A 23847-nucleotide genomic window follows, 5' to 3' on the forward strand; every position below is an offset into this window, starting at 1 on the left:
TCTTCAATAGCCTGCCCGATGGCCTGGTTCAGCCTGCAACAGGCCGCACTTTGGCGTTTGGCTCCGTGCGGTTCTTGCAGTGGAACAATCTAGCGTCGCATGACGGGCGGCTCTTTTCCTGGGTGAGTTGAGAATGGTTGGAACGAGGCGGTCCTCAATCCAGCCCGCGCAGACTGGCAAGCCCATAGTCATCGCGCAGAATCCGCAGCTCCTCTTTGTCCATTTCGTCCATGGCCGAGCAGTTGGCATCGGCTAGCCCCTGACGCTTTAGCAGCGCAGCGGCATCGCCCCTGTCGTAGATGTAGCGAGAGAGATCCGCAGCGGCAAGGAGAATGCCGGTCTGCAGTTGAGTCGGCTTGTTGCGAGGTTTGCGAGGGGTGACAGCCATGTGTCGGCTCTCCATCGATGAGTGGGTCTGAGATAGAGAATCCTCAGTAGGCACTTGTGCCTAGTAGGCTGATTTAGGCACTTGTGCCTATTTTTGCTGCGCCGCTGACGCCGGTTCGGTCTGGAGACCCACCACCATCAGCACAGGCCAGTGGATGATTCGCAAGTCAAACAGCTGCGGCAGCCCAGCTCATACTGGGCATTCGGTACCGCGAGAGCTCAGTGATCAGCGGGCATGCTCATGCCTTCGCCAGCGCTTCGACCAACAGCGCCTCGAACTCATCCACGGCCAGCGCTTCCCAGCGGTCATTGACCAGCTGCTCGTGGTACCACTTCAGTCCGGAGTATGTAACCCGCACGCACACACCGCCCAGCATCACAAGCGGATGCTGGCGCACGGACGCTGGCAGGAATACGGGTGGGTGGTCGGCCACAGAAGCGCTGATCGCGAGGTTCTCCATCGCCTCACGCAAGACAACGGCGCTGACCTTCTTGGCCTGCACCTGGGCGGACAGGGCGGCACGCAGAGTCTCGACTGCTGCGCAGGAGCCGCGGTCATCCCCATTGCAGCGCGCAACAAAGTCGTCAAGCCACAGAAGCGACTCTTCAACCTCGCCAGCACTGGCGGCCGTTGGTACGGCATCGCTGCCTTGGTACTGAACGGACTGTGCCTGCCCTTGTTCTGTGAGCCATGCCGCTACTTGATCGGCGCTCATAATGGCCAGAGTTTCCGAGCAGTGATCACAACCCAAAATCAGCTGGCAACGAATGTCGCTCGTACGCAAACGCCCGTGCTGAGCATCGCTGATGTTCTTGTTGTGCGTCTGCCAGCTCAGGGACGTGCTACCGCACTCGCGGCATTCGGTGATCTTGGTGATGCTCATGCTTTGCCTCCTGCAGGCGTTCGACCTCTGGCGCAACGGCGCCAGCAGGGCATTGATGATTGTGTTTCTATGGGCTCGGCACAGCTCGAAGACTGTGCATAGCGGTGTTGCGGATGCCGGAGGTCTACACACCCGTCAGCTCGATCGCATGAGGTGGCGGATGCGTGCACCGATCTGTGAGAAGCCCTGAACGCAGTCCAGGGCTTCAGGCGGCTGCCTTACCGGCCAAACACCTGGTCAAGCACTGGACGCGACTCGATGATCACGGTGCCCAGCTCATCGACGGTCGTAGCGCTGGTCAAACGCTCTTCGACTGCAGACAGCTCGGTCAGCAGCTCATCATTGCCACCTTCCTTGTAGAGGGTGCTCTGCAATGCTTCGACGGTACGCTTTACATCGCGCTGCGTGTCCTGGAAGTTGCTTTGACTACCGGAGACGGTTGCCTGAGACCAGCTGGTGAGCGGGTGGTGGCGAGCCTCCACCTTGCCGGCACCGAACATACGGTCATAGGAACCCTGCACGAAGCCTTCGATCAGAAGGCCGTTGTTTCTATCATCCATTTTCTACATCTCATCGTGTTGACGTGATTTTCACGTCGTGGTGATGATGCCAGGCGCACCCGGCATCGGTTTTGCCGATCAGTGGCAGCACTGTATCGACGGTCTCCAAAGGGTCTTCAGCCGGTGTGCGCCGGCGGAGCTCGCGCCTAAGCCGCGGTCACGCCGGAGCCGTGGGCCGATCATGATCACTGTGCCGCCAGCTGAGATACGCTCAGGCCAACCGCGACTGGCCGCACCCAGATGGGCATGCTGCTCAGCATGAAAGTCTCCCCTTGAGCTGCCAGCAGCAACGTAGTGCCCATCACATGACCGATGGCTTTCGCTGCCTTCGGGGGAACTGCGTTGCCGATTCGTTCGCGCCAGGCCTGATCGCTCAACCCGTCCAATTCCAGCTGCTCCTCTGGCTCGACAAGGCTCTGGATCGCCGCCAGCTCCAAGGTCGTGAAGGGCCGGTGCCAGGTCCCGTCGAGCGATTCGATGATGCAGGTGAGCTTCTCGTCAGCGCTTGGGAGCTGGGTGCCGGCAACGTCCCACCGGCTGTCGTCATGCTGACCTCCCGCGACGCCATGCAAAGGCACCACGCCGTAGTGCCCGCCAGGCAGGTAGGGTTCGCCACTCGTGCGCATCTTGGCCGCTCGGGGATCAGCGACACTGAATGTGCCTTGCCCTGGGCTCTTGACGCCAATGATGGCGCCGCTGGTATCTTGCCACCGGCGAACACCGTACTGCTGATATTGCAGGGCGCCTGCCCGGGCACGCGGATCAGCCACCGAGAACGCCCCGTTTGTTGGGTTCGATCGTCCAGCCACCGTGCCCATACTTTCGTTCCAGCCATGCACCCCCATATATCCCGCTCGATATCCTGGGACGATGACCAGGTCACGCAGATACCCATCTTGGATCGCCAGGTTGTTGAGGCTGCGCCAGTCTTTCCCGGCCTCAACCAAAGCCAGGCGGACCCAGGTTTTCCATTGCAGAGCTGGCACTCGGTGCATTGGTCCCGCTCGCTCGATGTCGCCGGCAAGAGGCATGCGGCTGAGGATGTCGCCTACAGAGCGCAGGCTCTTCTTCTCGGGCTCGTACAAGAACGGCGGGACCTTCTCTACATGGCGAGCCACCAGCAAGAAACGCTTGCGGCTTTGAGCCAAGCCGCCGATCACCCCGCAGTCATGGGTGGTTTCGGCGACTGCGTACCCATAGTGGCTTAGCAGGGCGCCGATCTGGTCCAGCAGGTGCCGGCCGCGGTTGGCCAGACGCGGGACGTTCTCGAACACCAGCATCGGCACAGGGTCGTCGCGCCAGGTCTCCGCCATCAGCCAGATGCAACGCAGGGTGAGCTCGTTCAAGGCTTGGTACTTGGGGGTCGCGCTCATCTTCTCCGACAGCAGTCCGCTGGCGCCCTTGCACGGGGAGCTGATGAAGACGGTATCGGGCCGGCGGTTCTGTGCTGCACGGCGGATGTCTTCTGTGGTTGCTTCCCTCCATCCGGCTGGCGGTTCCTTGCCGTGGAACCTGATGTACTGCTCGCGGGTGAAGAGATCCAACTGCGTACCCTCCACACCGGTCAAACGCTTGAAGTCAGCAAGGCCGGCCGGATCAACGTCGACGCCGCCTAGGCACTCCCATTCAGCCTGCATGTTGCCGACGATGGGCTTCGCCTCGTTGAAGCCTTTGGCACCACCGCCCAAGCCGCAGCAGAAGTGGAAGTGAGTGAGGATTTTTTTGATCAGCATGCAGCCGTCCTAGAAGAGTTGTGTGGTGCCCGCCAAGTGGATTGGTGGAGCTCACCTGGTGTGCTTACTTACTGGACACCGAAATTAAACTATAGGACAATCTTTATCAAGAGATTATTAAACTATAGAACAACTCTCTGGCCGCGCCCTTTCAGTATTTGTCTTTTAGATTTTGGCTTTTGGCGTGAGCTCTACAGGTTTTCTTCCCCTGCATGGCTACGTTTCTGCACCACGTATTCGACTTGGTAGTAGCGCGACAACGTTCCACAAGCGTCCTCTCCTGAAAGTCGTAATGCGCCCCAGAGCAACCTGTAACTGGCTTCCGCTTGACGTATTTGAATGAGCTGGAAATCATCCAGTTGTCGGGCAGCTCGAATGCATCTACGAAGACACCTACAACCCCGCCTGGCTCATCCGTGTATCCGCTCCCGCTCGGAACGCTCACAGAGTCCCCCAAGCTTGAACAGGGAACGTCCTCCTGCACTTCGCCATTTTTAGGCCCACCGTGAAAATGAATTGATGTAAAGCCTCTTGGCATCGTCAGGTCACTCCAATTGATTGGTAGGTTCAGCAACGAAAAACTCCGGCCAAGCATGGCCGGAGTGGGTGTAGCGTTCATGCGGCCGGGCAGCATCCAAGGCCAGAGTGCGGTGCATGCCAACCGATCGCTAAAAGGGTGGGTTCCGCAGGTAGTCGCAGTACTGCGCGTCCAGCAGCGCAGATGGTGAAGGCTCGATCGCAATCAAGGTCCATTCCCCATCGACAAACCGTCCCTCCTCGCCGTAGTGGAGCCCGGACAACGAGTAGCTTCGCTCGATCGTCGCCCAGTCCTCGGGGTACTGTGCTTTGAAGGCCTCCTGGAAGGACTTGTTGCCGTAGCTGCCCATGCTGGTAACGACTTCAGAGAACTTCTCGTCTCGGTCGGTGATCAGCTCGATCGACCTGGCCATCAGTTTGGGTGAATCCTGTTCGTTGGGTGTGCGCATCAATGATCTCCGTTGCTGACTTCTGTCAGTAGCAGGATTGAGTAGGTGCGAGGCCGACAGCGCCATCGCGTTCACTGGTCAACTCGATATGGGGAACACCCGCAGATAACGAAGCCCAGACCAGCAAGGCACACTGAACAAGAGGGGGATCCCCAGTGCCGAGCAAAGGCCGGCTATAGCGCTGGCCCCTATTCTTCTCGATCAAGATCAGGCGTTCTGTATGTCTTCCATTGCAGCACCGTGTATCGACCGAGTTTCACCTTCGTCTCGGTAACCACCTGGCCAAAGGCGTAACTACCTGTCTATGTCACCCAGACTTTAATCAAGTTCTGCCCAATTCCAGCGCCGAAGAGCCGCTGCAGCAGCGTTCGCCGGGGTGGTGCTTCTGGGAGTTGGGGTTTGTTCATGGCCACCTCTGTTGTGCTAGTTGTCCCGATGGCGCCGATATGTGCCATCGCTAGTGTTTGTTGCGGAACCGCCATTTCCAACCTGTAAACACTGGGCTGGCGCCATTCGAAATGTGCCATCGTTAGTTTCTGGTGATCCGCGTGGCACATTTGGTCGAGTCGCCAAAGTGCCACCTGCACGCTAGGAGTACATTTGTACTCCTAGCGCCAGCAGCTGATCTCAGGCACCAGATCACTCAAAGGAACACCGTTGGAGCATGTTCCTTGGCCTTCCCCCTTCTCTGCCGCGGGGAGCCCTTTCTCTGTTCGGTCTTGCGCCCGTTCCCAGGACTGTTCAGGTTCACCCCGTAGAGCTCACACAAGCTTGCGAGCTGCTCAGCCGGTATCAAGCGGTGCGTGTTGCTCAGTCGCAGCAAAATGGCCTTGGGAGTGCGCCTGTGAGCCGTAGCCAGAACGTCGATCGCCGAGCCGTCACGGTAGCTCGCAACGAGCCGCTGATCTTCCTCGTCTGTCCATTTGCTGCCTTGGGCGGTCGACTCAGCGCCAGTACTGCTAGGCGCAGGTGCCTGTTGCTGTTGCTGTTGCTGCACCTGCTCAGTTGCCCGGGCTGGCGCCGACGGCGTCAGCGCAGGTACCGCAGGAAGCTCCGAATCAAGGACCGTTGAAAGCATGGCCAACCACCTGGTGCGATCAGTGTCGCGAGAGTGGTGGAAACCAACGCTGCCGATCACCACCATCGGGTTCACATTCAACGCTGCTGCGATCTGCCAGGCGTGGTAGTTGTCCAGGAGGTCCTTGCCGGTACGCCAGCGGGAGAACTGGGTCTGGCTGACACCGAGAAACTCGGCAGCCGAGACGTCTCCGTGGAACCCTTTGACCACCTTCAGCTGGTCAAGCCAGTTAGCAGCGGTCTTGACCAACTTCACATGCGGACTATTCGTCTGGTTCGAGAACGGCGTCGACCGCTTGGCTCGCTGGGATAACGAGGCGGCGCCGGCGGCGGCGGCCAGGCGCAGGTGTGCGGTGAGCGGTACGCGCTCATCGCCGCACTCGATGCCGGCTTCATCCAAGCCCGCAGACAGATTGATCAGGATCGCGATGGATCGATTCGTCATCTCATCTTGTTTGGCCATGCCCCCTCCCCTGGATCCGCTGAGGATCGCTACATGAGGCCCTGGGATACCGAGGGCCGCCTTCAGACCTACATCATAATGGCAAATCTAATTCACCACACGTACCTATACGTCGCGTGAGGTGATTTCTTTTATAGGTGATTGCCGGCCTGTAGTGCGTGGTCCGTCTGTGTGTTTGGTCTAGTCACACACACAGAACGCAGCTTACAATCTCCCATGGCGCCCAGCAGACGCCAGCTACCCGTCATCGCGAAGCTGCACGAGCAGCACTGCCAGCTACTCAAGATTCGGACCATAACTTTGGCCCTGATGCATAGCGGTGGACGGGTGACGCAGCAACAAGTAGGGCCGGAGAGATATCGTGGCAACCGAACACACTCGACCTACCACCGTTGCGCGTATCAAGCGCGTAGCTAAATTAATCAAGCAAGAGAAGAGCATTCCTCATCATGCTGCCCTTGATGAAGCGGCGCAGAGTGCTGGCTTTCAGAACCTCCGGCATGCCCAGTCAGTTTTAGGGACCGCAAAGAAACTCCACCAGACTTTTGTATCCTTCTACTGGAAAGATCACGGCCAGAGCCCAGATCCCTTCAAACGTGGTCCTGAACTTCGATCGGGGCGGACCACCCTGTCATTCCTGCTGCCGCTCCCCCTGACAGAAATTCTCCCAGGAAGATCTCTTGAAAGGACAGCCTACCTATCCGGTTTTCGGCTGGAGGCCCCTGATCATCTGGAGCTCAGGGGTGATGCTTATAGCGAGCACGACGGCCTGAGGAAGGCGCAACGGGCCGCACTCGCTCTGAATTTCATGGCTGTGACAGGTTTCCGAGCCCCATTTGTAAACGAGACCTATGGCACAAGCCTGAATCTCTCAAAAAAGGCGGATCACAAGTCTACCTGGTACGACGATGAGTCGAAGTGCATTGTCATTCTGGATGAGCCATATCGGCATTTGTTCCGAGAAGAGATCGACTGGGCTAAAGAGCACGGGTTTCATACAGTTGGGATTCGATGGCGAGGGGTCTATTCGGCCGGCGAAACCCCACGCCTCCACTCGGTATCAGCCGCTCTAATCACGCGTTCGGCCAAGAAGCTCCATGCCCTCGAAGCCCGGTTACAAGCTGAGGAGTGGACATACGACTCTCACGCATACAACAGCCAATTCATCAGCCCGGCTAGAGCGCTCAGTGGAAAAAGGAGGCGTGCGAGGATAATGCCACCCCCTCAAGGGGTTGAGCGAGACGGCGCTGTGCCTTGTGGCCCCGGTGAGCCGGGATTTCGCTCGCGATGGCGGCCGGCTCGCCGCATGGACTTGGATAAGCACTTACAAGTCGGCCCTATTTTGGAGAATTTCCCGTTCTCAATGATTTTTAGCCCTACGTCACCGCTTATTGATGTCCGCATAACCCTTAACAAATGGTTCGAGGAAGAGTACGAAGATGCAGAGCTTCCCGACAAGCAGATGCGCCAGGACTACTACTCACCGGCCCCTACCCCCATCAGAGGAGCAGCTGACGTCCTGGCAGGGCTAGGAGTGGTCAGGCAGATGGTTTCAGATGGGTATCAAGACTGCAAGCCAAAGAAGGACCTCCTAGACCGCCTAGATAGATGCGAAGAGTGGGTTCGCCGGTTCGCTGCACGTAGAAACCCGTAACCCTCCCCCGCAGCCTCAAACAACAAAGCCCGCCATGATGGCGGGCCTTGCGAGTAGTGCGGAGGTCAGCGAGCTGGGTTGAAGATGAGCACACCTATCCCAAGCATGAGGAAAGGAAAGCCGATCGCCCCCATCGTCGCAGCCGCATCCAGAGCGTAGTACAGCTCAAACGCTGCCCCAGCGACCAAGACCCCCAGCATGAGCACGATGAAACCGGCGATCCCCCTTTGGGACAGGACCACACCGGCCGCCGATAGAATCATCACAGCGGTCTTCTCTGGTGACATGTTCAGAGCGATGTTCACCAGCTGCTGATCGATCACCATGGGACCGATGCAGAAAATCCCGACGGCCAAACACATTGCGCCCAGGACCCGATAAACCGAGCTTCGGTCAACACCGTCCACTGCGTCCAACTCATGCTTTTGCATCACCTACCCCCTTCTGTTCTGTGTTTTTGGCTGCCTCAAACAGCCCGCCCCCAGTCGATCCGTTAGTCGGTCAGGTAAACCCGCTTCCTCGCCTGCTCTTCACGCATCCCGATGTAAGCCATCAAGGTGTAGAACAACACCAGACCTCCTGGCGCAAGGTACATGACAGCCTTGGCCCCGAGGATGCCCAAGGCATCCAGCTGAGCTCGGATCTGCTCAACCTGGTCGCCTGCAGGTACCGGTTCGATTCCCTGAGTCAGTCCAGTTCCCATGATCAGAAACAGGGCCAAACCGAACAGCCCCATGAGCTTCCACATACGTCGGGCAGGTTTGGACATCACCAGCATGGTGATGCACAACATCAGGCTAAGGATGTAGTACCTGGCTGTATTTTCAGTGAACCCTAAGTGTTCAACCCCGGCATCGAACAGGCCGACGATACCAATCATTGCCCCCGCGAGCGCAACCCCTGCAAACCAACCAAAAACGATCCCGAACAGCGATTTCATATCTCGATTCCTTATGGCTGGTGCTCAGCGCATCCAGTTAACTATTAGAGCTCCACCCCTTGTTCGGTGGAGCCTTAGATTCGGAGGTGGTCGGCACCGGCCACCCCGAGACTTCACCGACTACTCGGCGTAAGCGTCCAACTGCTTCTTCAGTTCGGTGCGCTGCGCATCGAGCATTTGGTTGAGCTGATCCGCTTTGAACACATCGAACGGAGCCCGGACAAACGCCAGCACCTCGATCGCCGCCAATGTCTTGCCTTCGACTTTGCTCGACTGCTCAGAGGCCGCGGCGTCGGGAAGGCCCAGCATCTTGGTGCAGGCGCTGCTCGTGTAGTCGTAGCAGCCCACCTTCGCCTCACCTGCCAGAACAGCGCTGCGGAAAGAGACGCTCGGGAAGATAGTGGTACCACTCACAATCCCAGCCATGATCAGTACCAGGCCGAAGGCACTGCCCATAAATGCGCGAAAGGCGCCGATGACGAACGCGAAGACGCTGACACCGGACAAAAAGAACGAGAGGGTTGGAGGAGTTACCAACCACGAGGCATGTTTCAGGTCCTCGGGGCTCACAGGAGCCTTGAAGTTCAGAACGGCTGCGCTGATCACGGCAAACACGACGAACAGCACCGGCACGGCCAGTAGCAGGCTTGCGATGATCAGAGGCCCCTTGGCGGCCGTCCCTGGCGCAGGGTCGACGTATTCACTGGAGGATTCCTGGTTACTCATAATGCTCACCTGCTGGGTTAGTGACTAGGGATGTAGGGGGCGTGTTTTCCTGGCTGTGCAAGCCCTTGCGGATCTCTTCTTTCAGCTCCTGGCGCTGGGCATCGAGCATTCGGTTGAGCTGGTCCGCTTTGTACACATCGAAAGGTGCTCGCAGGAAAGCCATCACCTCGATCGGCGCCGATGTCTTGCGTTCAACTTTGCTCGACTGATCGGATGTCGCGCTGCTGGGGAGGCCAAGCATCTTGGTGCAGGCAAGGCTCGTGTAGTCGTAACAGCCGACCTTCGCCTCGCTTGCCAGCACGGCGCTGCGGAACGAGACGCTGGGGAAGATGGTGGGCATAGCAAGCACACCAATCATGATGAGGAACAGTCCCAAAGAGCTGCCTCTGAAGGTTTGCAGGGCGCCACCCATGATGCACATGAAGCTGAAAAATGCGCAGATGAACGACAGCGATGGCGGAACCACCAACCAGGAAGCGAGGTGCAGGTCCTCGGCGCTCACGGGAGCCTTGAAGTTCAGGACGGCGGTGCTGATTGCCGCAAACACGACGTACCCCACCACCGCAGCCATGAAGACGCTCGCGAAGATCAGTGATCCCTCGCCTGCCGTCCCCGGCGTGTGATCGAAGTAGTCATTGGAAGAATCGTGGTCACTCATGATGCTCACCTGTTGAGCTCGTCGCTTCGGATGTGGGGAGGGTGTCGGGCTGAGTTTTCAGGCCCTTGCGCATCTCACCTTTCACTTCCAGGCGCTGTGTATCGAGCATCTGGTTGAGTTCATCCGCTTTGAACACATCGAACGGAGCTCGAACGAAGGCCATCGCTTGGACAGGGATGAATTGGTGGACACTCGGCTGGGCCGGCTGATCTAGGTTGGCTGCGCGACTGGGTAACCCCAGCATCTCGGTACAGGCGAGCAAGCTGTAATCGTAACAGCCGATTTTCGCTTCCCCAGCCAGAACAGCACTGCGCAGTGAGACACTCGGTTCAGTGGAAACGGCGCCGATAAAGCTGATCATGAGCACACCGAAGCTCAGGGTCATCGGGCTAATCAACTGAAGCACGAGTGCGAAGCCTATGATCAACAATGCGCCGGAGATAAAGGGGAGCAAGTAGGGGGCGTGCACCAGCCAGGATGCATGCTGTAGATCCTCAGCACTGACCGGTACTTTGAAAGTCAAGACGCCGATGCTGATTGCCGCAGCAATGACATACAGCCCTAGCAACGCGAGGAACAGCCCCCGGAAAGTCAGCTTTCCTTCGCCGGCCGAAGCTTCTGCGCGAGCGAAGTATTCGCTGGATGAATCGAAGTCACTCATGGTGATCACCTTCTGAGTTCTAATTGTGGATGAGAGGTCCTGAGCTCTACAGCTTCAGGTCCTTGCGAATGTCTCTGGCCGACGGCATCCCGCGGTACCGATGCACGGTGACCCCGACGGCCTTCATCAGCTCGTCGCGACGCCGGTCCTTTGCCTTGGCCTTGCCGCTGTTGTGCGTGGAGTCGTCGACCTCGACCAGCGCTACCGGCTTGAGCTGCTTGTCGCAGAGCAGGAAGTCGCAGCGGTTGTGGGCGACCATATGCCGTGCGTGGTTCTTGTCGGTCATGGCGGTGGCTTTCACCTTGATGAAGGCGCCGAAGACCACCTGGGGCGCGATGACCAGGTCGTCGCGTACCGCCTCCTTGAGCCGCCAGAAGAAGTCCTGCTCGCGCTCGGTGAGCAGGGGGATGCACTGGTAATGCTTGGTCGAGTAGCCTTTGCGGCGCTTCAGCATCGCAATGGCGAAATACGCAAAGGCGCAGATCACCAGCGCGGGAACAAGCACTCCATCCATGCTGTTGAGAATTGACATACCTACTCCTAAATAGATTCTTTACGCGTACCAATACGCACACTGGCTAAAAAATGGCGTGTAGTCCGCCTGTGATGTTGGTCAAGTAAATGTGATTTCGCTTCCAACTCGGGAGGAGCACGCGCCTCCGCCGATCAACAAACCTGCCCTGGGTATTGCTCGTTGGGCGTGGAACCGTTAGGGTGAGTCATCCTCCCTTAGCGACACGCTCGTGTCGTGCAACACCTCTCTCCAAACCTCCCGTAGCCAAAGCAAGTCACCGTCCTGCAATCATGCGCGCCGACTTGACCAATCACACAAACGAACCATTCGAAGCCTGCCCCGCCTGGCACGATCATGAGCGCCAGCAACGCCGCTAGACGTGATCCTCCGAGAGATGCCCGGTGACCGCCGGCAGCTGATGCGAGGGTTGGACACCCACCACCCGCTTGCCCCGTCGAGAACCCCGGCCTTTCCCCTCGCCCGCGGCTTCCGTCTCTTTCACCGCCCGAGCGGCCATGCCTTCATTGACCATGTCCAGGATTTCCTGGGACATCCGCTGCTGCACAATTCGAGAGTTCCCCATGCGGTAGTTCGCATCGGTACGCTCGGTATCCGCAGCCTTCGCCCATTCCCTCAGGGTGTCCCGGGCCTCACCGATGCTCCCCTTGATCTTGACGAAAATCTCGAACATCAGCGGGTCAATGGAAACGGATGATTTCTTGGATTTTCCGCCCGCTTCCCGGCGGTAGAAGATCCGGATGAAATCGTCAGCCATGTTCGCCCCCTGCAACGATCAGTAGGTAGTGCATCAGGCCACTTCCAGGTGCAGGTCACTGACCAGGCGCCCGGTGATATCTGGGCAACCGATGAACAGGCCACCATGCAGGCGACCCTGGCGCACCATCGACGCAACGGTATCGGCCGCCTGGGATACGGAGACACCCACTACGCCCGCGATCGCCGCCGCAGTCAGGGCCGCATGACGCAGGATGGCCAGCTCGATGCGCGACTCAACCTGATCGCCCTCGAACAGCAGGGCAGCATCGGCGCCGACCAGCTCAGCCACTTTGGAAAGCGCCCCCACGCCGGTGATCGCAGCAAAGGTCTCGGCCTCTTGTTCAGGGCTAACAACCAGCGATAGGCCCCCCACTTGTTCGGTGTGCTTCGCGACAGGTTCCACCGCTTCACCCACCACCCCAGCGGTCTCGCAGTAACGCAAAACTGCCTGGATCTGCTCATTCACCTCAATGGATTCCATCGCACGGGTCAGCGCCACGTACAGCAGGTGGAGCTCTTGGCGCAGCTCTGGGGTATCCAGCACCAGCGGCAGGCCGGCATCGGTGATCAGGTTGAGGAAGTCGCTCAGCAGAACCACCTGCGGAAACTCCAAACCTTTCGAGCGGTGGGCAGTACAAAGAATGACGGTCGCGTCGTTGATGTCGCTGACGCAAGCATCCTTGATGCGCTGTACCAGGCTCGGGATTTGATCGCCATACTGCTTGGCAACACTGATGAGGGCGTGGATCTCTTTGTCATCGGTGTCGTTGGCATAAGCCTCCAGATCTTGGAGAGAGCGGAACGCACTGAGCAAAGGATCGCGCAGACGGACACCCGTGTTGGCGCGCAGGTGGTGCACTTCAACGAGCTTGTCGAACGGGTACTCGTTGACGCCACCCACGAAGTGAAGACGCTGGCCTTCCAGCAGCTGGACAGCACTGGCGAACAGCTTCGCATTGGTGCGCCCGATGATCGCGTAAGGCTTGGTGCGGTCGACGGCAAAACGGGTAGTCAGCTCATGGCGTGAACTGCGCACTGGATCCTGCTCGCCGGCGAACTCACGCAAGAGCATGGTGGCCAGCTCGGCGATGCCGGCGCCATAACGGTGGCTCTCGCTCAGCGATACGACCTGGTCGAACTGCGACGGTTCGAAGGTGTTGTAGGCACCACGGAAACCGAAGATTGCCTGGAAGTCGTCACCGGCCAAGCGCAGCGGGCAGTTCTGCCGCAGGATCACCGCAGCAAAGACAGGATTGGTGTCCTGGTACTCGTCCAGAAGGATCTGGTCGTAACGGTGGCTCAGGTCAGGGTCACCCAGGCTCCACAGTTTCAGGTAGCCGTCGTGCGGCATTCGCAGATGAGTGGTTTCCAGGAACTCAGCACGCTCGGCTTGGCTATCGCCGCACCCGCGAGACCATTGGCGCAAGCGCTGCAGGTCTTCCCAAACAACCTTCGCCCACTCCGCTGTTTTCTCACGGTCATCGCCAACGATCTGTGCCGGCACATGCGCTGCCAGGATCTCCCGGTCTGCAGAGACCATGTAGTTGTGCAGAGTGACGTAGAGGTGGCGAGCGAACGCCATTGGGATGCCGTACTGCTTGGCCAGGTGGGATGGGTGGAGATCATCCTGCTTGCCAACCTTCTTGAACTGGCCACCGACTTCCCAAGCAAGCCCATGACTGGTCTTGGTGGTCACGTTGTCAGGGAAGCGAGCAGCTGCGTCCTCCTTGTTGGCCTTTCCAAAGGTCACATACAGCAGGCGCTGGGTTGGGAACTGCAGGGCGTGCTTGATGAGCAGCGAGGTCTTACCAGCACCCGCCTTGGCGCGGATCAGCAAGCGCTTGGCGGTACTGCCCAGGGCAACAGCCTGGTCTTTGTTTGGGGTGAAAGCTTTCGCGGCCATTGCCGGCCTCCTTGAGGTGCGAGTGGTGAATCAATCGTCGTCTTTGCGGAACATGTTGAGGCTGTCATTGAAGATGCAGTGAGGGTCTTCCTGATCCATCAGCCGTTCCTTCTTGCTGAACTTCACGTTTGGGTCAGCAAACAGGTTGAAGAACAGGACCATCGGAATGCTGGCTGCGATCACCAGGAGTAACGAGCCGGCGAAGGCCCAGCCACCAAAGGCCTGTCGAACGTATGCAGCAAACAGACAAGCTGCAGCAGCCAGAGCGATCGACCCGGCCCCCTTCCCAACCTGCTTCATCACAAAGGACTTGTTCATCTCGGTGGCTCCTTGGCACAACCATTTATGGCTCCACAATACCTATAGATTTGTATGGATGCAAGGCAAATTATAGTTACGTGTTACGAATACAGGCACAACCATTTATGACTCTGTAGCGAGAAAAGCGTTGGCCGCCAGCACAACCATTTATGCCCTAGGAGAGACAAAAGCGGAAAGCCGCAGCACAACCATTTATGCTTAAGCGCAGCCATAAAAGCCGGCCCCGTCGGCGCCGATACGCCGCCCAGCAACCAAAAGGGAGGCGCTCGCTGGCAGAGATACCCCGGGCCGCAATCGCCTAGGGGCATGCACGCATGCAATGAGCTGAGAATCATGGAGGCAATGAAGTGCTTCCCACCCACGAGACACCGAACAGAGAAAAGCGGCTCCAAGCACCCTGAGCTGAGACGAATCCGACCAAGCACCACCACTCGGCACCAGGTGCTGACTACTGCCAGCCAATCGTCAATACCCGCCTGCCCGGTCACAAGCGGCACCAGGAGAGCAGCAGGGTCGGCCTCGCCAGGCAGGTCACATACCACCCACCGCCAGCCAAGCATCACACGCTGCGAGCCGGATCGAGCACCGCCAGCACAGATCCAGCTTCACCCACCACCGGCCGCCGGGCATCGCACTCTGCCGGCCACGCCAGGATCGCAAACCGCAGCAACAGGTCTCACACCGCCCACCACCGACCGCGACCGATCATCGGAGGCCAGCTGCAGGACCAGCATCGAGCCCCTGCACAGCCAGCCTCTCTCCTCCCCCCGTCGCATCCTTCTCAGCCCGTCGCTCTCCTCCCCCGTCAGATCCTTCTTGGGGTCGCCACCGACTGCCGGTGGCCTGTTTCGCTTGACGCAACCCGCAGGGACTGACGGTTGAGCGCCGGCCGAGGTGCGTAGCGAAAGGCACAAATGGTTATGCTGTCGGCAGGAGAAAAAGCGCCAAACCTGCGGCAGCAGAACAAGCGCCAGCACAATGAAATGCCAATGCGGCAGCGCAACAACGAAACCCCAAACTAGCGATGGCACAATTCAACATCTAGAACTGGTGCGAGAACAATAGGATCCCACCACTCATGCTCTCACGCACAGCAGACGACGTAGAAGTCGCAGTGAAATAATGGAGATGAAGAAGAGAAGAGAGAAAAGAGAATCCACAGAAGAAGAATGAACCCAATACGTCATCAGCAGAAGGGAGCCGGCGGGTGCAGAGGCACAAGCGGCACAGAAAGAACTGGCAGATCCACAACGGCCAGCCCCACGACAGGCACCCAAACCAAACTTGCAAAACGAGGGGTGGCACAACGAGCAGCGGAAAAAGAGAATCCGACACAAGTGCCGGCGCCAGAATGAGGCCGATGGTGCAACCGGAATAAGAGAAAATGAATGAAGAGAATTAAATTAGATTAAGGGAGCGGGCGCGAGGCAGGGCGGCGGCAAAAACTGAGTGCAACACCTGACCTTTCCGGTACGGTGCTGCCCCTATGTCTTATACCGAACTCAGCGTTGAAGAGCGCGCCACCATTCAAATCGGTCGTACCCAAGGCTTCAGCCTGCGCAGGATTGCCTGCTTGATCAACCGATCCCCTTCGACCATCAGCCGTGAGCTGCGCCGTAACCGAGGTGCTTGCGGTGGCTACTCGGCCCGCCTGGCCCAGCAGCAAATGCAGGCCCGCCGCCAGGTTTGTCGACCGATGCGAAAACTGTTGCCGGGTAGCGAGCGCTTCGAACTGGTGACCCATATGCTGCGTGAGCGTTTGTCTCCCGAGCAGATTGCCGGCAAGCTGCGCAGCATGAACATACCCAACCTGCGAGATGCCTACGTCTGTCGCGAGACGATCTACAACGCGATCTATGCCCTGCCAGTGGGTGAGCTGCGTAAGGAGCTGATCATCTGTCTGCGCCAAGGCAAGACGACGCGCCGGCCGCGCTCTGGTGGCGTGGATCGGCGCGGCCAGATCCCCGAGATGGTCAGTATTCATGTGCGCCCGCCGGAGATTGAAGACAGGCTGATGCCGGGGCATTGGGAAGGCGACCTGATCAAGGGCAAGGCCAACGCCTCGTCTGTAGGTACGCTGGTGGAACGCACCAGTGGCTACCTGATGTTGGTGAAGATGAACGACGCGACGGCGACTTCGGCACTGGAAGGCTTCAGCGCCGCGCTCAATAGCATGCCGCTGGAGATGCGCAAGAGCATGACTTACGACCAGGGCCGGGAGATGGCGCGACACGCCGAGATCACCCAAAGAACCGGCGTGGCGATCTACTTCTGCGACCCGCACAGCCCCTGGCAGCGCGGCAGCAACGAAAACATCAACGGCCTGATTCGCCAGTACTTGCCCAAGGGCACAGACCTGTCGGTACATAGCCAGGAGAAGCTGGACGCCATTGCGCTGCAACTGAACATGCGACCGCGCAAGCGCTTCGACTTCAAATGCCCCATCGAGGTGATGGGAGAGGTCATGCAAAATTCCATGGCAATGCGGCATGATGCTCCGGCTTCAATTCAATAACCGTGTTGCACTCAGCTCCTGCAACCGCCCAGTTCGGTTCAAACACCGCCAGGCCCAGATAAAAGTCAGCTCACCACCGAATGCAAAAGCAATTCTCAGCGGCCGGATCACACTACGCTCAGCAAGAGCCCGGATAACACTTCGCCAAATCACCGGTAGGCTTCTTGTCCGCTTTACCGAAGCCGCAGGATCCCACTGCGCATAACACCGGTCAGCTTCTAGTTAGCTTCGCCAAAGCCGCAGAGTCACACATCGCGTAACACCGGTTCGCTTCTAGTCCGCTTTGCCCATAGCCCGGTTCATACTTGGCCTGTCACCGAATAGTTTCTGGTCGCCCTCAGCCACGAAAAAAAAGCCCTGCCGACGTTGATCGACAAGGCCTTCGCGAAACTGATTAGCGATTACTCATCCACGTCGATCTCTCCTTCGAACTTCGTTTCCACCTGGTCCAGCATGCTGCCCACCAGAGACTCAAGAGATGCCAGATCATCTTCTCTGGCCTTGAGCGTCAGCTTTACGCCATGGCTCATATTTCGTACCCGCTCGTGCATTTCGGCTCTGAGGTCAAAGAGTTTGGAAACCCTTTCGCACAGGCTCAGAACAAGCTTGTGATTGGGCTCGAATTCTCGGGCTCGCTTCACTCTCTTCGTGAGGCCTTTGTGGCTCACGTTCGTGGACATCCATTTCCCCTTGCCGGCCTTGAGCTTTCGATAGACCCGCACGAATGGTCGCGATTGGCCCCGGTGCTGGTTGAAGTCGATCCCTATGCGCCCCGTCTGGAACGGCTGCATGACGTAGAGCAATTCACCCATGCGGACCAGGAGCTGATCGATGCGAATCAGGTAGTCGACAGCGGTGTCGACCGACTCCTTGCCTTTGCGCCGAAGCTCTTCGAAATCGTCGATGGAGGGGGGGTTGTGTATAGCCATTGTTTAAGCGTTCGCCGGGGGGTTGTGTATAGCCGCGCCGAGGGGGCGCGTTCCGGCGAATTTTCTTTGTCACCATCCAGTATTGTCAATACGTGTTATGTATCTTAGACTCACATCAATGCATACAGCACAGTAGCTACATCGCACTGCACTGTAGGCACTGCACACTGCACAGTGCGCATCGTTAACCCTTCTAAGTCACTGGTTTATATAGGTTTTTTTCATGAAAGGTCGCGTAGCAATCGGTTTGGATGCGGGTCGTAGTGCCATTAAAGTCGTCGCTTACCACGACGGCAAACGAACGGATATCATGTACCCCACTCTGGCGGTTCCAGCTGTCGAACTCACCGACCCGACGACTGCGGCTCGCGCCCAGGCCGAGACCGAAATTGTCGATGGCAAGGCATACTTCACTGGCGATACCGCTCGCCTCCAGGGCAACCTCACCTCCTCTATCGGGTTGAACGACAACTGGACGGATACCGCTGAATATCTGGCGCTTATTCAGTCGGCTTTCACCAGGTTACGTGCTAAGGGAGTTCAAGGTATTGAGGAGGCATTTGTAATTATCGGTACCCCGTCTAAGTTGTTCGGCTCTCGTAAGGACAGTCTGGTCGAGCGCACTCGGAAAGCACTCCCTAAAACTGTCGAGTTGAAAGCACTTCCTCAGCCAATGGGCGCTTACTGCGACTACATCCTTGATCAGTCGGGCATGCCCATTGAAAATCTGATCAATGGTGCTAACGGAAGGCCTAAATCCTATGGCGTCATCGAGGGTGGGCATTACTCGACTGACTTTCTTTTGATGAGGGAAGGTCAATATATTGAACGGGGCGCTGACTCCTGCGCAGGAATGAGTGCTGCTGCAGAGCAGTTGCGCCGCATCCTAGGCAAGCGCGAGATTCAAGCAAGCCTGGTGGAGTGTGAGGAATCGTTCAGCACCAAATGTCTTTTCCAGTACGGTCAGGAGGTAAACATTCAAGAGCAAGTGACCGAAGCTCAACAGCATGTGGTTCAGGAGGTTATCTCTAAAGGTAACTCGTTGTTTTCCGATGATGCTCGTTCCCTCAATGGGATTTTAGTTGCGGGTGGAAGCGCCGAGGCGATCTATGCTCGCGCCAAAGATGTATGGCAACACAGCATTCTTGTAAAAAATCCTCGCTGGGCTGTTGCTGACGGTTTTGCTCGCTATGCCCTTGGACAAATCATCCGGAGCATCGTAAACGCGAATGCAAAAAGGGTGTCTGCTGTAAATGGCTAAGTTAATTCGTGTATATGACCCTAATGAAACTGAGCGCAAAATAAATCTGAATATCCCAGAAGACGTTTGCCCAGGTTTGCTGGAGTTCATGTCCGAACTGCCATACGGTAAAGACACGCCTCTTATCAGGGGAGTCTTTTATCAGTGGTTTTTGAGCCACAGTGAGGCCGGCACCCTAGACGAAGCTCTGAATAACGCTCTTGCTGGCCCGGGGGGAATGATTGCGACGGGCCGCCAATCCAAGCGTGAAAGTGCAGCTCCACCGAGCCGAAAGAAACGGGTACCACGGCAGCGAGAGATCACCGCAAAACCAGGGGCTGTAAAAGCTCCGGCAGTCGCGCCGCCCTCAGGGCCCCTAGCTCCCGCTGAACCGATGGAGCCGGCCCTGGTTGTCGAGGAGGTTCGCCCTCCCCTGCAACCTGAGCCGGTGGGCACCCAGAGTGGTGCTCCCTTGCACACAGGTGCTGTCGAGGCTCATGCACTGTCTGTCCCTGTCGCCACCCCACCTGACTACGGTATGGATGCTCGGGACTCGTTGATCGACCAACAGCCGCAGCTGCTCTCAAGCGCAGGTGCCCTTGATGAGGCCAGCCCATCGCATGACTCTCAAGATCCGACCACGGCCGAACCCACAAACTCGCAAATGGCAGCACTCGATGCGATGGGCAACATGTTCTAGTCCTCCACAAGCAATCAGGTGAACGATGAAAATTGGCTCCAAACTGCTGAACGTCGCTCAGCGCATAGCGGCAACCACGACAGATTTTGTTTTGGTATCGCTGGTACTGGGTGGATCGCTAGCACTACTGGCTTTAGTCATGGCTCATAATGCCCATGTCGATACGTCGGGCCCATTCGACGTTGCTACCCCCGGCCTGAGCTGGACTGAGGGGGCAGCACTCAGCCTGGCACCTTACTTCCTTGTTCTGTTGCCTTTGGTGTGGTTGATCTACGAAGCGACACTGACCAGGACTTGGCGTGGCACGACGGCCGGCAAGCTGTTGTTCCGTGTCAGGACGATCTCGCTCAACGGCAACCTATCCATCTGGCAGTGCATCTTGCGCACCACCTTGAAGATCATGTCCGTCTTGCTTCTGCTCAGCATCGGGCATCCGCTCGTGCTAGCCGTTGTGCTTGCAGCCTTCATCGCGGTTCCGGTTTTCACTGTGAAATCCCAGTTCATCTTCGACCTCATGGCGTCCACCACCGTGACTAAACGGGGCACGTGACCACCCGCACCAAATTACATGACCGGCCTCAGGGCCGGTTTTTTTTGGGTGCGCCAGGCATGGCGCGTTGCGCGCAAGCGCAACCAGCTTGGCTGTGGTGGCCACGCTGGTGACTTGGAGGTGAAAGTCCTCTACACACCCGGCAAGGGGAAGTGTTAGCCGAAGGCAAGGGTGTCGCGGGTGACTGCGAATCTGAAGGAAGCCCGAGGCAAAATGCTGGCCTGACGAACAGGAAGCGGATAGAGGCGGCGCAGCGGGGTAAGATGGCCCAAACCGTCAAAGCCCGATACTTGCACGGAACGCTGTGACGTAAATCCGACAGGCATAAGCAGGAAGGTCACGCGAATTACCCTGGGAGATCTGTAGGTTTGCCACTGTGCTACCGAGCGTCGAGAGGCGACGGGATGAACCTACAGAAGTCAGCCGAGGCCGTAGTAAGTGGCAAATAACCATGCCACCAAGGGCCGAACAGGTTATGCCGCCAGTAGGCGTCAGAGTCTCGTCGAATGTCGGAAAAGCAGAAATTTCTCCGCAAGAGAACTGTAACCCCAAGTCCGGGACAGAATCCTGGGCTTGCGGCTGTCAGTGCGCAGACATCGGCGGCGTCTGTGGCGTGGACGAACGCGGAGCCGGACACGCTGATGGAGCGGGTGCTTGCACCCGCCAACCTCAAGCGTGCGTATCAACGCGTAGTCAGCAACAAGGGTGCACCGGGTGCCGATGGCATGACGGTCGACCAATTGGCAGGCTACGTGAAACAGTATTGGCCGATCCTCAAGACTCGGTTGCTGGCTGGCGAATATCACCCGCAAGGTGTACGCGCCGTCGACATCCCCAAATCCAAAGGCGGAACACGGCAGCTGGGTATTCCCTGCGTCGTGGATCGCCTGATCCAGCAGGCTTTGCTGCAACAGCTCACGCCGATCTTCGACCCCTTGTTTTCGGACTACAGCTACGGCTTTCGTCCGGGCAGAAGCGCTCACCAAGCCATCGAAACCGCCCGCGGCCATGTGGTGGCGGGTCACCGTTGGTGCGTGGAACTCGATCTGGAGAAGTTCTTTGATCGGGTGAATCACGATGTCCTGATGGCCCATGTTGCGCGTCAGATCGAGGACAAACGCGTTCTTACGCTGATCCGTCGTTATCTTGAAGCGGGAACGATGTCAGGTGGACTCGTCAGCCGACGGCAGGAAGGGACGCCGCAAGGCGGCCCGCTCTCGCCGTTGCTGTCGAACATCCTGCTCAACGAACTCGATCGCGAACTGGAACGGCGGGGCCATCGCTTCGTGCGCTATGCCGACGATGCGAACATTTATGTGCGTAGTCATCGTGCAGGCGAACGGGTCATGGCCAGTGTTGAGCGTTTCCTGATCCAGCGCCTGAAACTGACACTGAATCGGGAAAAGAGCCGTGTGGCACGGCCTTGGGCCTGTGATTACTTGGGTTATGGGATGAGCTGGCATAAACAGCCGAAGCTGAGGGTAGCGAGCATAAGCCTGCACCGCCTGCGCGACCGACTCAGGGAACTCTTGCGTCGGATACGGGCCCGCTCAATGAGATTTATCGTTGAGCAAATGACTCCCGTGCTGCGTGGTTGGGCTGGCTACTTCAAGCTGAGTCAGAGCAAGCGGCCACTTGAGGAGCTTGATGGCTGGGTGCGTCACAAACTTCGTTGCGTCATATGGCGTCAATGGAAGCGGCCCTCTACGAGGGCGCGCAACCTGATGCGTTTGGGAATCGACGAGGCGCGGGCGTGGAAATCGGCGGTCAATGGCCGAGGCCCATGGTGGAACTCGGGAGCGTCACATATGAATCAGGCGCTACCGAAGAAGCTGTGGGATCGACTCGGGCTGGTCTCAATACTGGATACGATAAACCGGCTTAATCGCATAACCTGAACCGCCGTATACGGAACCGTACGTACGGTGGTGTGAGAGGACGGCGGTTGTGAAACCGCCTCCTACTCGATTATAGAAATGGTGTTTATCAGCCCATGTTGAACATTACCTGAGGCAAAGTTAACGGATACTCCCACTGGAGAAGCCAGTCAGGTCCGAGGTCGCGAAGCCTCCTTTGTAGTCAGCAACACGGTAACGGGTTAGCGCACTACCCACATACCGCCTGATATCTCCGCTCCCTAATGCATCCCCTGTGTTTGCCTCTGTGTTCTCGACTCGGTGATGCACCGCCAGTTTTGAGATCAGACAATAGTCGAGTCCGGGCTTCTCCCAGGAACTGACAACACAGCTGGACGATTAGGTCGAAGCGGTTATCCCTCAGGTCGCTCACCACTACGTGAGCAGCGCAAATGACTTCCCCGGACGTATGTCCTTCACATAGCAGCCAGGTGCAACTGGTGGGGATTCGCAAGCTAGCCAAGCAGGACGTCGTACTGCTGTCGACTATCCTAATGGCGATAAAGAGGTGAGCTCAGTCTTGGTAACGGTGGATTCTCCACCTACAGCGCCGCGGCAGCTGTGGTTACCAGGACTGGGCTCTTTGTATATCAAAGGCCCAGTTTTTTTTCGCCGCGGGCGCCTTTGTTAGCCCTTACGTCTAGAGGCGTATTAGCCTCCACTGTCTCAGTGACGTCGGGCCTTCCACAGACCCACCGTACCACTGCCGCCGGCAGACTGATCGATGTTTGGAGAGTCGCCCGTCTCGATCACTTTTGTCCTCACTACCGATTTGTACGCCCCCGTCTCCAGTTTACCGATGTACTCCTGCCAGTCCTCCGCCGCATGATTCTCGTTGGGAAGGGAATGACCTTTGGTCTTAATCCCACACCTCACACGATCCCGACCAGCTGCGTCCATCGCATAGGTGGTTATTGAATAGCCATCCCTCAGCTTCTCTTGCACTTGAAGCTCCAAAAGCCTGCTCATTTCCGATTTGTCCATTGCAACCTCGGTAAAAACATGTGAGGGGGCGAGCGGCTGGGAGCCGGGGCCACGAGATGAGGATCGCACACGCCACTACCATCTTGGCTCTACCCTAGCGGCAATGGCACCATTTCTTCGCTAGTAGCTCTGAGATACCAATCTGAAAGGTAAGGGTTAGTACCAGCTGCATAACGCTTCGCAATTCTCGGATGCGATCTCACCCAGGCTCTCAATCCCTCCCAAGCCTTGCTGCGATAAAAAAGCGTTCGACTGTCCCAGCCCCCGTGGTCCAGCAACTTGATCCCGAACTCATCCGATAAGGCACGGGCATCGTCAATAGTGAACCCCCTGAGAAATACCCGAGCTTCACTGCGATATTTGACGATGTACCACCCAAACCCATGGCACCTATAGCTAGTAGGATCGAACTGAACGATGTTGCACACCCCGAGGTGCACACCATCATGGACGGCCGACCGTGGGGTGATTAATGAAATCCAGGGGCCTTCGTAAATCATTGAGGCCTCGAAAAGCTGACCCCTGATGGTGGCGCTGTGGAAGACGTTATTGTTCATGGCCTACTCTACCTCTCCGCACTACCAGAAATTTTAGCCGATCCCCCTCCTGCAGCTCGTTGAGACGACTAGCGGTGCAGCGATTCGCAACTAACGCAGATGGCTATTTGCGCCGCCGGCAGCCCCGGCCCCATCTGCATGAGCATTTTGCCACTAGCCTCCATGGCCACCCATCAGTATTATAGTTACATGTTATTCAACCCCCTGAGGCT

22 protein-coding genes are annotated in these 23847 nt (G+C 57.7%); 5 read left to right on the forward strand and 17 right to left on the reverse strand.

Features of this window, described 5'->3' with window-relative positions; translation table 11 throughout:
• Window positions 1–154: 154 nt before the first annotated feature.
• From K8374_RS25655 to K8374_RS25680, 6 genes are all read right to left on the reverse strand, one after another.
• Window positions 155–388: a hypothetical protein gene (locus K8374_RS25655; RefSeq protein WP_023383586.1), complete on the reverse strand. Its 234-nt coding sequence runs from the start codon at window positions 386–388 to the stop codon at window positions 155–157.
• A 238-nt stretch (window positions 389–626) separates the two neighbouring features.
• Window positions 627–1271, reverse strand: a complete 645-nt coding sequence (locus tag K8374_RS25660; RefSeq protein WP_023383585.1) for a hypothetical protein — start codon at window positions 1269–1271, stop codon at window positions 627–629.
• A 218-nt stretch (window positions 1272–1489) separates the two neighbouring features.
• Entirely contained in the window at window positions 1490–1831 is a 342-nt protein-coding gene (locus K8374_RS25665) for a hypothetical protein (RefSeq protein ID WP_023383583.1), read from the reverse strand.
• Between the two features lie 185 nt (window positions 1832–2016).
• A complete protein-coding gene (locus tag K8374_RS25670; RefSeq protein ID WP_023383582.1) occupies window positions 2017–3564 on the reverse strand; it encodes a DNA cytosine methyltransferase in 1548 nt (515 codons plus the stop codon).
• A 668-nt stretch (window positions 3565–4232) separates the two neighbouring features.
• The gene (locus K8374_RS25675; RefSeq protein WP_023383581.1) at window positions 4233–4550 is read right to left on the reverse strand and encodes a hypothetical protein; all 318 of its coding nucleotides are present in this window, start codon (window positions 4548–4550) and stop codon (window positions 4233–4235) included.
• 643 nt (window positions 4551–5193) lie between these two features.
• Window positions 5194–6090 (reverse strand): hypothetical protein, encoded by an 897-nt coding sequence (locus K8374_RS25680; RefSeq protein WP_023383579.1) that lies wholly within the window; start codon window positions 6088–6090, stop codon window positions 5194–5196.
• A gap of 361 nt (window positions 6091–6451) precedes the next feature.
• Between K8374_RS25680 and K8374_RS25685 the strand changes: the two genes are divergently transcribed.
• Window positions 6452–7744 (forward strand): DUF5623 domain-containing protein, encoded by a 1293-nt coding sequence (locus tag K8374_RS25685; protein WP_023383578.1) that lies wholly within the window; start codon window positions 6452–6454, stop codon window positions 7742–7744.
• Window positions 7745–7809: 65 nt separating this feature from the next.
• Here the strand turns inward: K8374_RS25685 and K8374_RS25690 are convergent, their stop codons facing one another.
• The 9 genes from K8374_RS25690 to K8374_RS25730 all read right to left on the reverse strand — a co-directional run bounded on the left by K8374_RS25690 (window position 7810) and on the right by K8374_RS25730 (window position 14241).
• Window positions 7810–8175, reverse strand: a complete 366-nt coding sequence (locus K8374_RS25690) for a hypothetical protein (protein WP_023383577.1) — start codon at window positions 8173–8175, stop codon at window positions 7810–7812.
• A 62-nt stretch (window positions 8176–8237) separates the two neighbouring features.
• Window positions 8238–8684 carry a hypothetical protein gene (locus tag K8374_RS25695; RefSeq protein WP_023383576.1) on the reverse strand — a complete coding sequence of 149 codons (447 nt, stop codon included), beginning with the start codon at window positions 8682–8684 and terminating at the stop codon, window positions 8238–8240.
• A gap of 120 nt (window positions 8685–8804) precedes the next feature.
• On the reverse strand, window positions 8805–9410 hold the full coding sequence (locus K8374_RS25700; protein WP_054893892.1) for a hypothetical protein: 606 nt from the start codon (window positions 9408–9410) through the stop codon (window positions 8805–8807).
• The gene (locus tag K8374_RS25705; RefSeq protein ID WP_023383574.1) at window positions 9403–10068 is read right to left on the reverse strand and encodes a hypothetical protein; all 666 of its coding nucleotides are present in this window, start codon (window positions 10066–10068) and stop codon (window positions 9403–9405) included. The genes K8374_RS25700 and K8374_RS25705 overlap by 8 nt, the downstream gene beginning before the upstream one ends.
• On the reverse strand, window positions 10061–10729 hold the full coding sequence (locus tag K8374_RS25710) for a hypothetical protein (protein WP_023383573.1): 669 nt from the start codon (window positions 10727–10729) through the stop codon (window positions 10061–10063). The genes K8374_RS25705 and K8374_RS25710 overlap by 8 nt, the downstream gene beginning before the upstream one ends.
• Window positions 10730–10775: 46 nt before the next feature.
• Window positions 10776–11261, reverse strand: a complete 486-nt coding sequence (locus K8374_RS25715; protein ID WP_023383572.1) for a DUF2726 domain-containing protein — start codon at window positions 11259–11261, stop codon at window positions 10776–10778.
• A 355-nt stretch (window positions 11262–11616) separates the two neighbouring features.
• A complete protein-coding gene (locus K8374_RS25720) occupies window positions 11617–12018 on the reverse strand; it encodes a hypothetical protein (RefSeq protein ID WP_023383571.1) in 402 nt (133 codons plus the stop codon).
• 33 nt (window positions 12019–12051) lie between these two features.
• Entirely contained in the window at window positions 12052–13923 is a 1872-nt protein-coding gene (locus K8374_RS25725) for a UvrD-helicase domain-containing protein (RefSeq protein ID WP_023383570.1), read from the reverse strand.
• A 30-nt stretch (window positions 13924–13953) separates the two neighbouring features.
• On the reverse strand, window positions 13954–14241 hold the full coding sequence (locus K8374_RS25730) for a hypothetical protein (RefSeq protein WP_023383569.1): 288 nt from the start codon (window positions 14239–14241) through the stop codon (window positions 13954–13956).
• Window positions 14242–15730: 1489 nt separating this feature from the next.
• Between K8374_RS25730 and K8374_RS25735 the strand changes: the two genes are divergently transcribed.
• Window positions 15731–16759, forward strand: a complete 1029-nt coding sequence (locus tag K8374_RS25735; protein WP_003283602.1) for an IS30-like element ISPsp7 family transposase — start codon at window positions 15731–15733, stop codon at window positions 16757–16759.
• 401 nt (window positions 16760–17160) lie between these two features.
• Here the strand turns inward: K8374_RS25735 and K8374_RS25740 are convergent, their stop codons facing one another.
• Complete coding sequence (locus K8374_RS25740; RefSeq protein WP_023383568.1) at window positions 17161–17688, reverse strand: hypothetical protein; 528 nt, start codon at window positions 17686–17688, stop codon at window positions 17161–17163.
• 223 nt (window positions 17689–17911) lie between these two features.
• On the opposite strand from K8374_RS25740, the gene K8374_RS25745 reads away from it, so the two are divergent.
• The 3 genes from K8374_RS25745 to ltrA all read left to right on the forward strand — a co-directional run bounded on the left by K8374_RS25745 (window position 17912) and on the right by ltrA (window position 22076).
• Window positions 17912–18949, forward strand: a complete 1038-nt coding sequence (locus tag K8374_RS25745) for a ParM/StbA family protein (protein ID WP_023383567.1) — start codon at window positions 17912–17914, stop codon at window positions 18947–18949.
• 704 nt (window positions 18950–19653) lie between these two features.
• Window positions 19654–20178 carry an RDD family protein gene (locus tag K8374_RS25750; RefSeq protein WP_023383565.1) on the forward strand — a complete coding sequence of 175 codons (525 nt, stop codon included), beginning with the start codon at window positions 19654–19656 and terminating at the stop codon, window positions 20176–20178.
• 641 nt (window positions 20179–20819) lie between these two features.
• Entirely contained in the window at window positions 20820–22076 is a 1257-nt protein-coding gene (gene ltrA, locus K8374_RS25755; RefSeq protein WP_404943680.1) for a group II intron reverse transcriptase/maturase, read from the forward strand.
• 684 nt (window positions 22077–22760) lie between these two features.
• Here the strand turns inward: ltrA and K8374_RS25760 are convergent.
• Window positions 22761–23078: a hypothetical protein gene (locus K8374_RS25760; protein WP_054893893.1), complete on the reverse strand. Its 318-nt coding sequence runs from the start codon at window positions 23076–23078 to the stop codon at window positions 22761–22763.
• Window positions 23079–23847 lie beyond the last annotated feature (769 nt).

Origin of the sequence: Pseudomonas sp. p1(2021b) (assembly GCF_020151015.1) — a bacterium.
Taxonomy (GTDB): domain Bacteria; phylum Pseudomonadota; class Gammaproteobacteria; order Pseudomonadales; family Pseudomonadaceae; genus Aquipseudomonas; species Aquipseudomonas putida_K.

What these genes read in the sequence shown, in the direction of transcription:
- K8374_RS25655 (WP_023383586.1), bottom strand. Translation starts at nt 388, where the DNA reads ATGGCTGTCACCCCTCGCAAACCTCGCAACAAGCCGACTCAACTGCAG.
- K8374_RS25660 (WP_023383585.1), bottom strand. Translation starts at nt 1,271, where the DNA reads ATGAGCATCACCAAGATCACCGAATGCCGCGAGTGCGGTAGCACGTCC.
- K8374_RS25665 (WP_023383583.1), bottom strand. Translation starts at nt 1,831, where the DNA reads ATGGATGATAGAAACAACGGCCTTCTGATCGAAGGCTTCGTGCAGGGT.
- K8374_RS25670 (WP_023383582.1), bottom strand. Translation starts at nt 3,564, where the DNA reads ATGCTGATCAAAAAAATCCTCACTCACTTCCACTTCTGCTGCGGCTTG.
- K8374_RS25675 (WP_023383581.1), bottom strand. Translation starts at nt 4,550, where the DNA reads ATGCGCACACCCAACGAACAGGATTCACCCAAACTGATGGCCAGGTCG.
- K8374_RS25680 (WP_023383579.1), bottom strand. Translation starts at nt 6,090, where the DNA reads ATGGCCAAACAAGATGAGATGACGAATCGATCCATCGCGATCCTGATC.
- K8374_RS25690 (WP_023383577.1), bottom strand. Translation starts at nt 8,175, where the DNA reads ATGCAAAAGCATGAGTTGGACGCAGTGGACGGTGTTGACCGAAGCTCG.
- K8374_RS25695 (WP_023383576.1), bottom strand. Translation starts at nt 8,684, where the DNA reads ATGAAATCGCTGTTCGGGATCGTTTTTGGTTGGTTTGCAGGGGTTGCG.
- K8374_RS25700 (WP_054893892.1), bottom strand. Translation starts at nt 9,410, where the DNA reads ATGAGTAACCAGGAATCCTCCAGTGAATACGTCGACCCTGCGCCAGGG.
- K8374_RS25705 (WP_023383574.1), bottom strand. Translation starts at nt 10,068, where the DNA reads ATGAGTGACCACGATTCTTCCAATGACTACTTCGATCACACGCCGGGG.
- K8374_RS25710 (WP_023383573.1), bottom strand. Translation starts at nt 10,729, where the DNA reads ATGAGTGACTTCGATTCATCCAGCGAATACTTCGCTCGCGCAGAAGCT.
- K8374_RS25715 (WP_023383572.1), bottom strand. Translation starts at nt 11,261, where the DNA reads ATGTCAATTCTCAACAGCATGGATGGAGTGCTTGTTCCCGCGCTGGTG.
- K8374_RS25720 (WP_023383571.1), bottom strand. Translation starts at nt 12,018, where the DNA reads ATGGCTGACGATTTCATCCGGATCTTCTACCGCCGGGAAGCGGGCGGA.
- K8374_RS25725 (WP_023383570.1), bottom strand. Translation starts at nt 13,923, where the DNA reads ATGGCCGCGAAAGCTTTCACCCCAAACAAAGACCAGGCTGTTGCCCTG.
- K8374_RS25730 (WP_023383569.1), bottom strand. Translation starts at nt 14,241, where the DNA reads ATGAACAAGTCCTTTGTGATGAAGCAGGTTGGGAAGGGGGCCGGGTCG.
- K8374_RS25735 (WP_003283602.1), top strand. Translation starts at nt 15,731, where the DNA reads ATGTCTTATACCGAACTCAGCGTTGAAGAGCGCGCCACCATTCAAATC.
- K8374_RS25740 (WP_023383568.1), bottom strand. Translation starts at nt 17,688, where the DNA reads ATGGCTATACACAACCCCCCCTCCATCGACGATTTCGAAGAGCTTCGG.
- K8374_RS25745 (WP_023383567.1), top strand. Translation starts at nt 17,912, where the DNA reads ATGAAAGGTCGCGTAGCAATCGGTTTGGATGCGGGTCGTAGTGCCATT.
- K8374_RS25750 (WP_023383565.1), top strand. Translation starts at nt 19,654, where the DNA reads ATGAAAATTGGCTCCAAACTGCTGAACGTCGCTCAGCGCATAGCGGCA.
- ltrA (WP_404943680.1), top strand. Translation starts at nt 20,820, where the DNA reads ATGGAGCGGGTGCTTGCACCCGCCAACCTCAAGCGTGCGTATCAACGC.
- K8374_RS25760 (WP_054893893.1), bottom strand. Translation starts at nt 23,078, where the DNA reads ATGGACAAATCGGAAATGAGCAGGCTTTTGGAGCTTCAAGTGCAAGAG.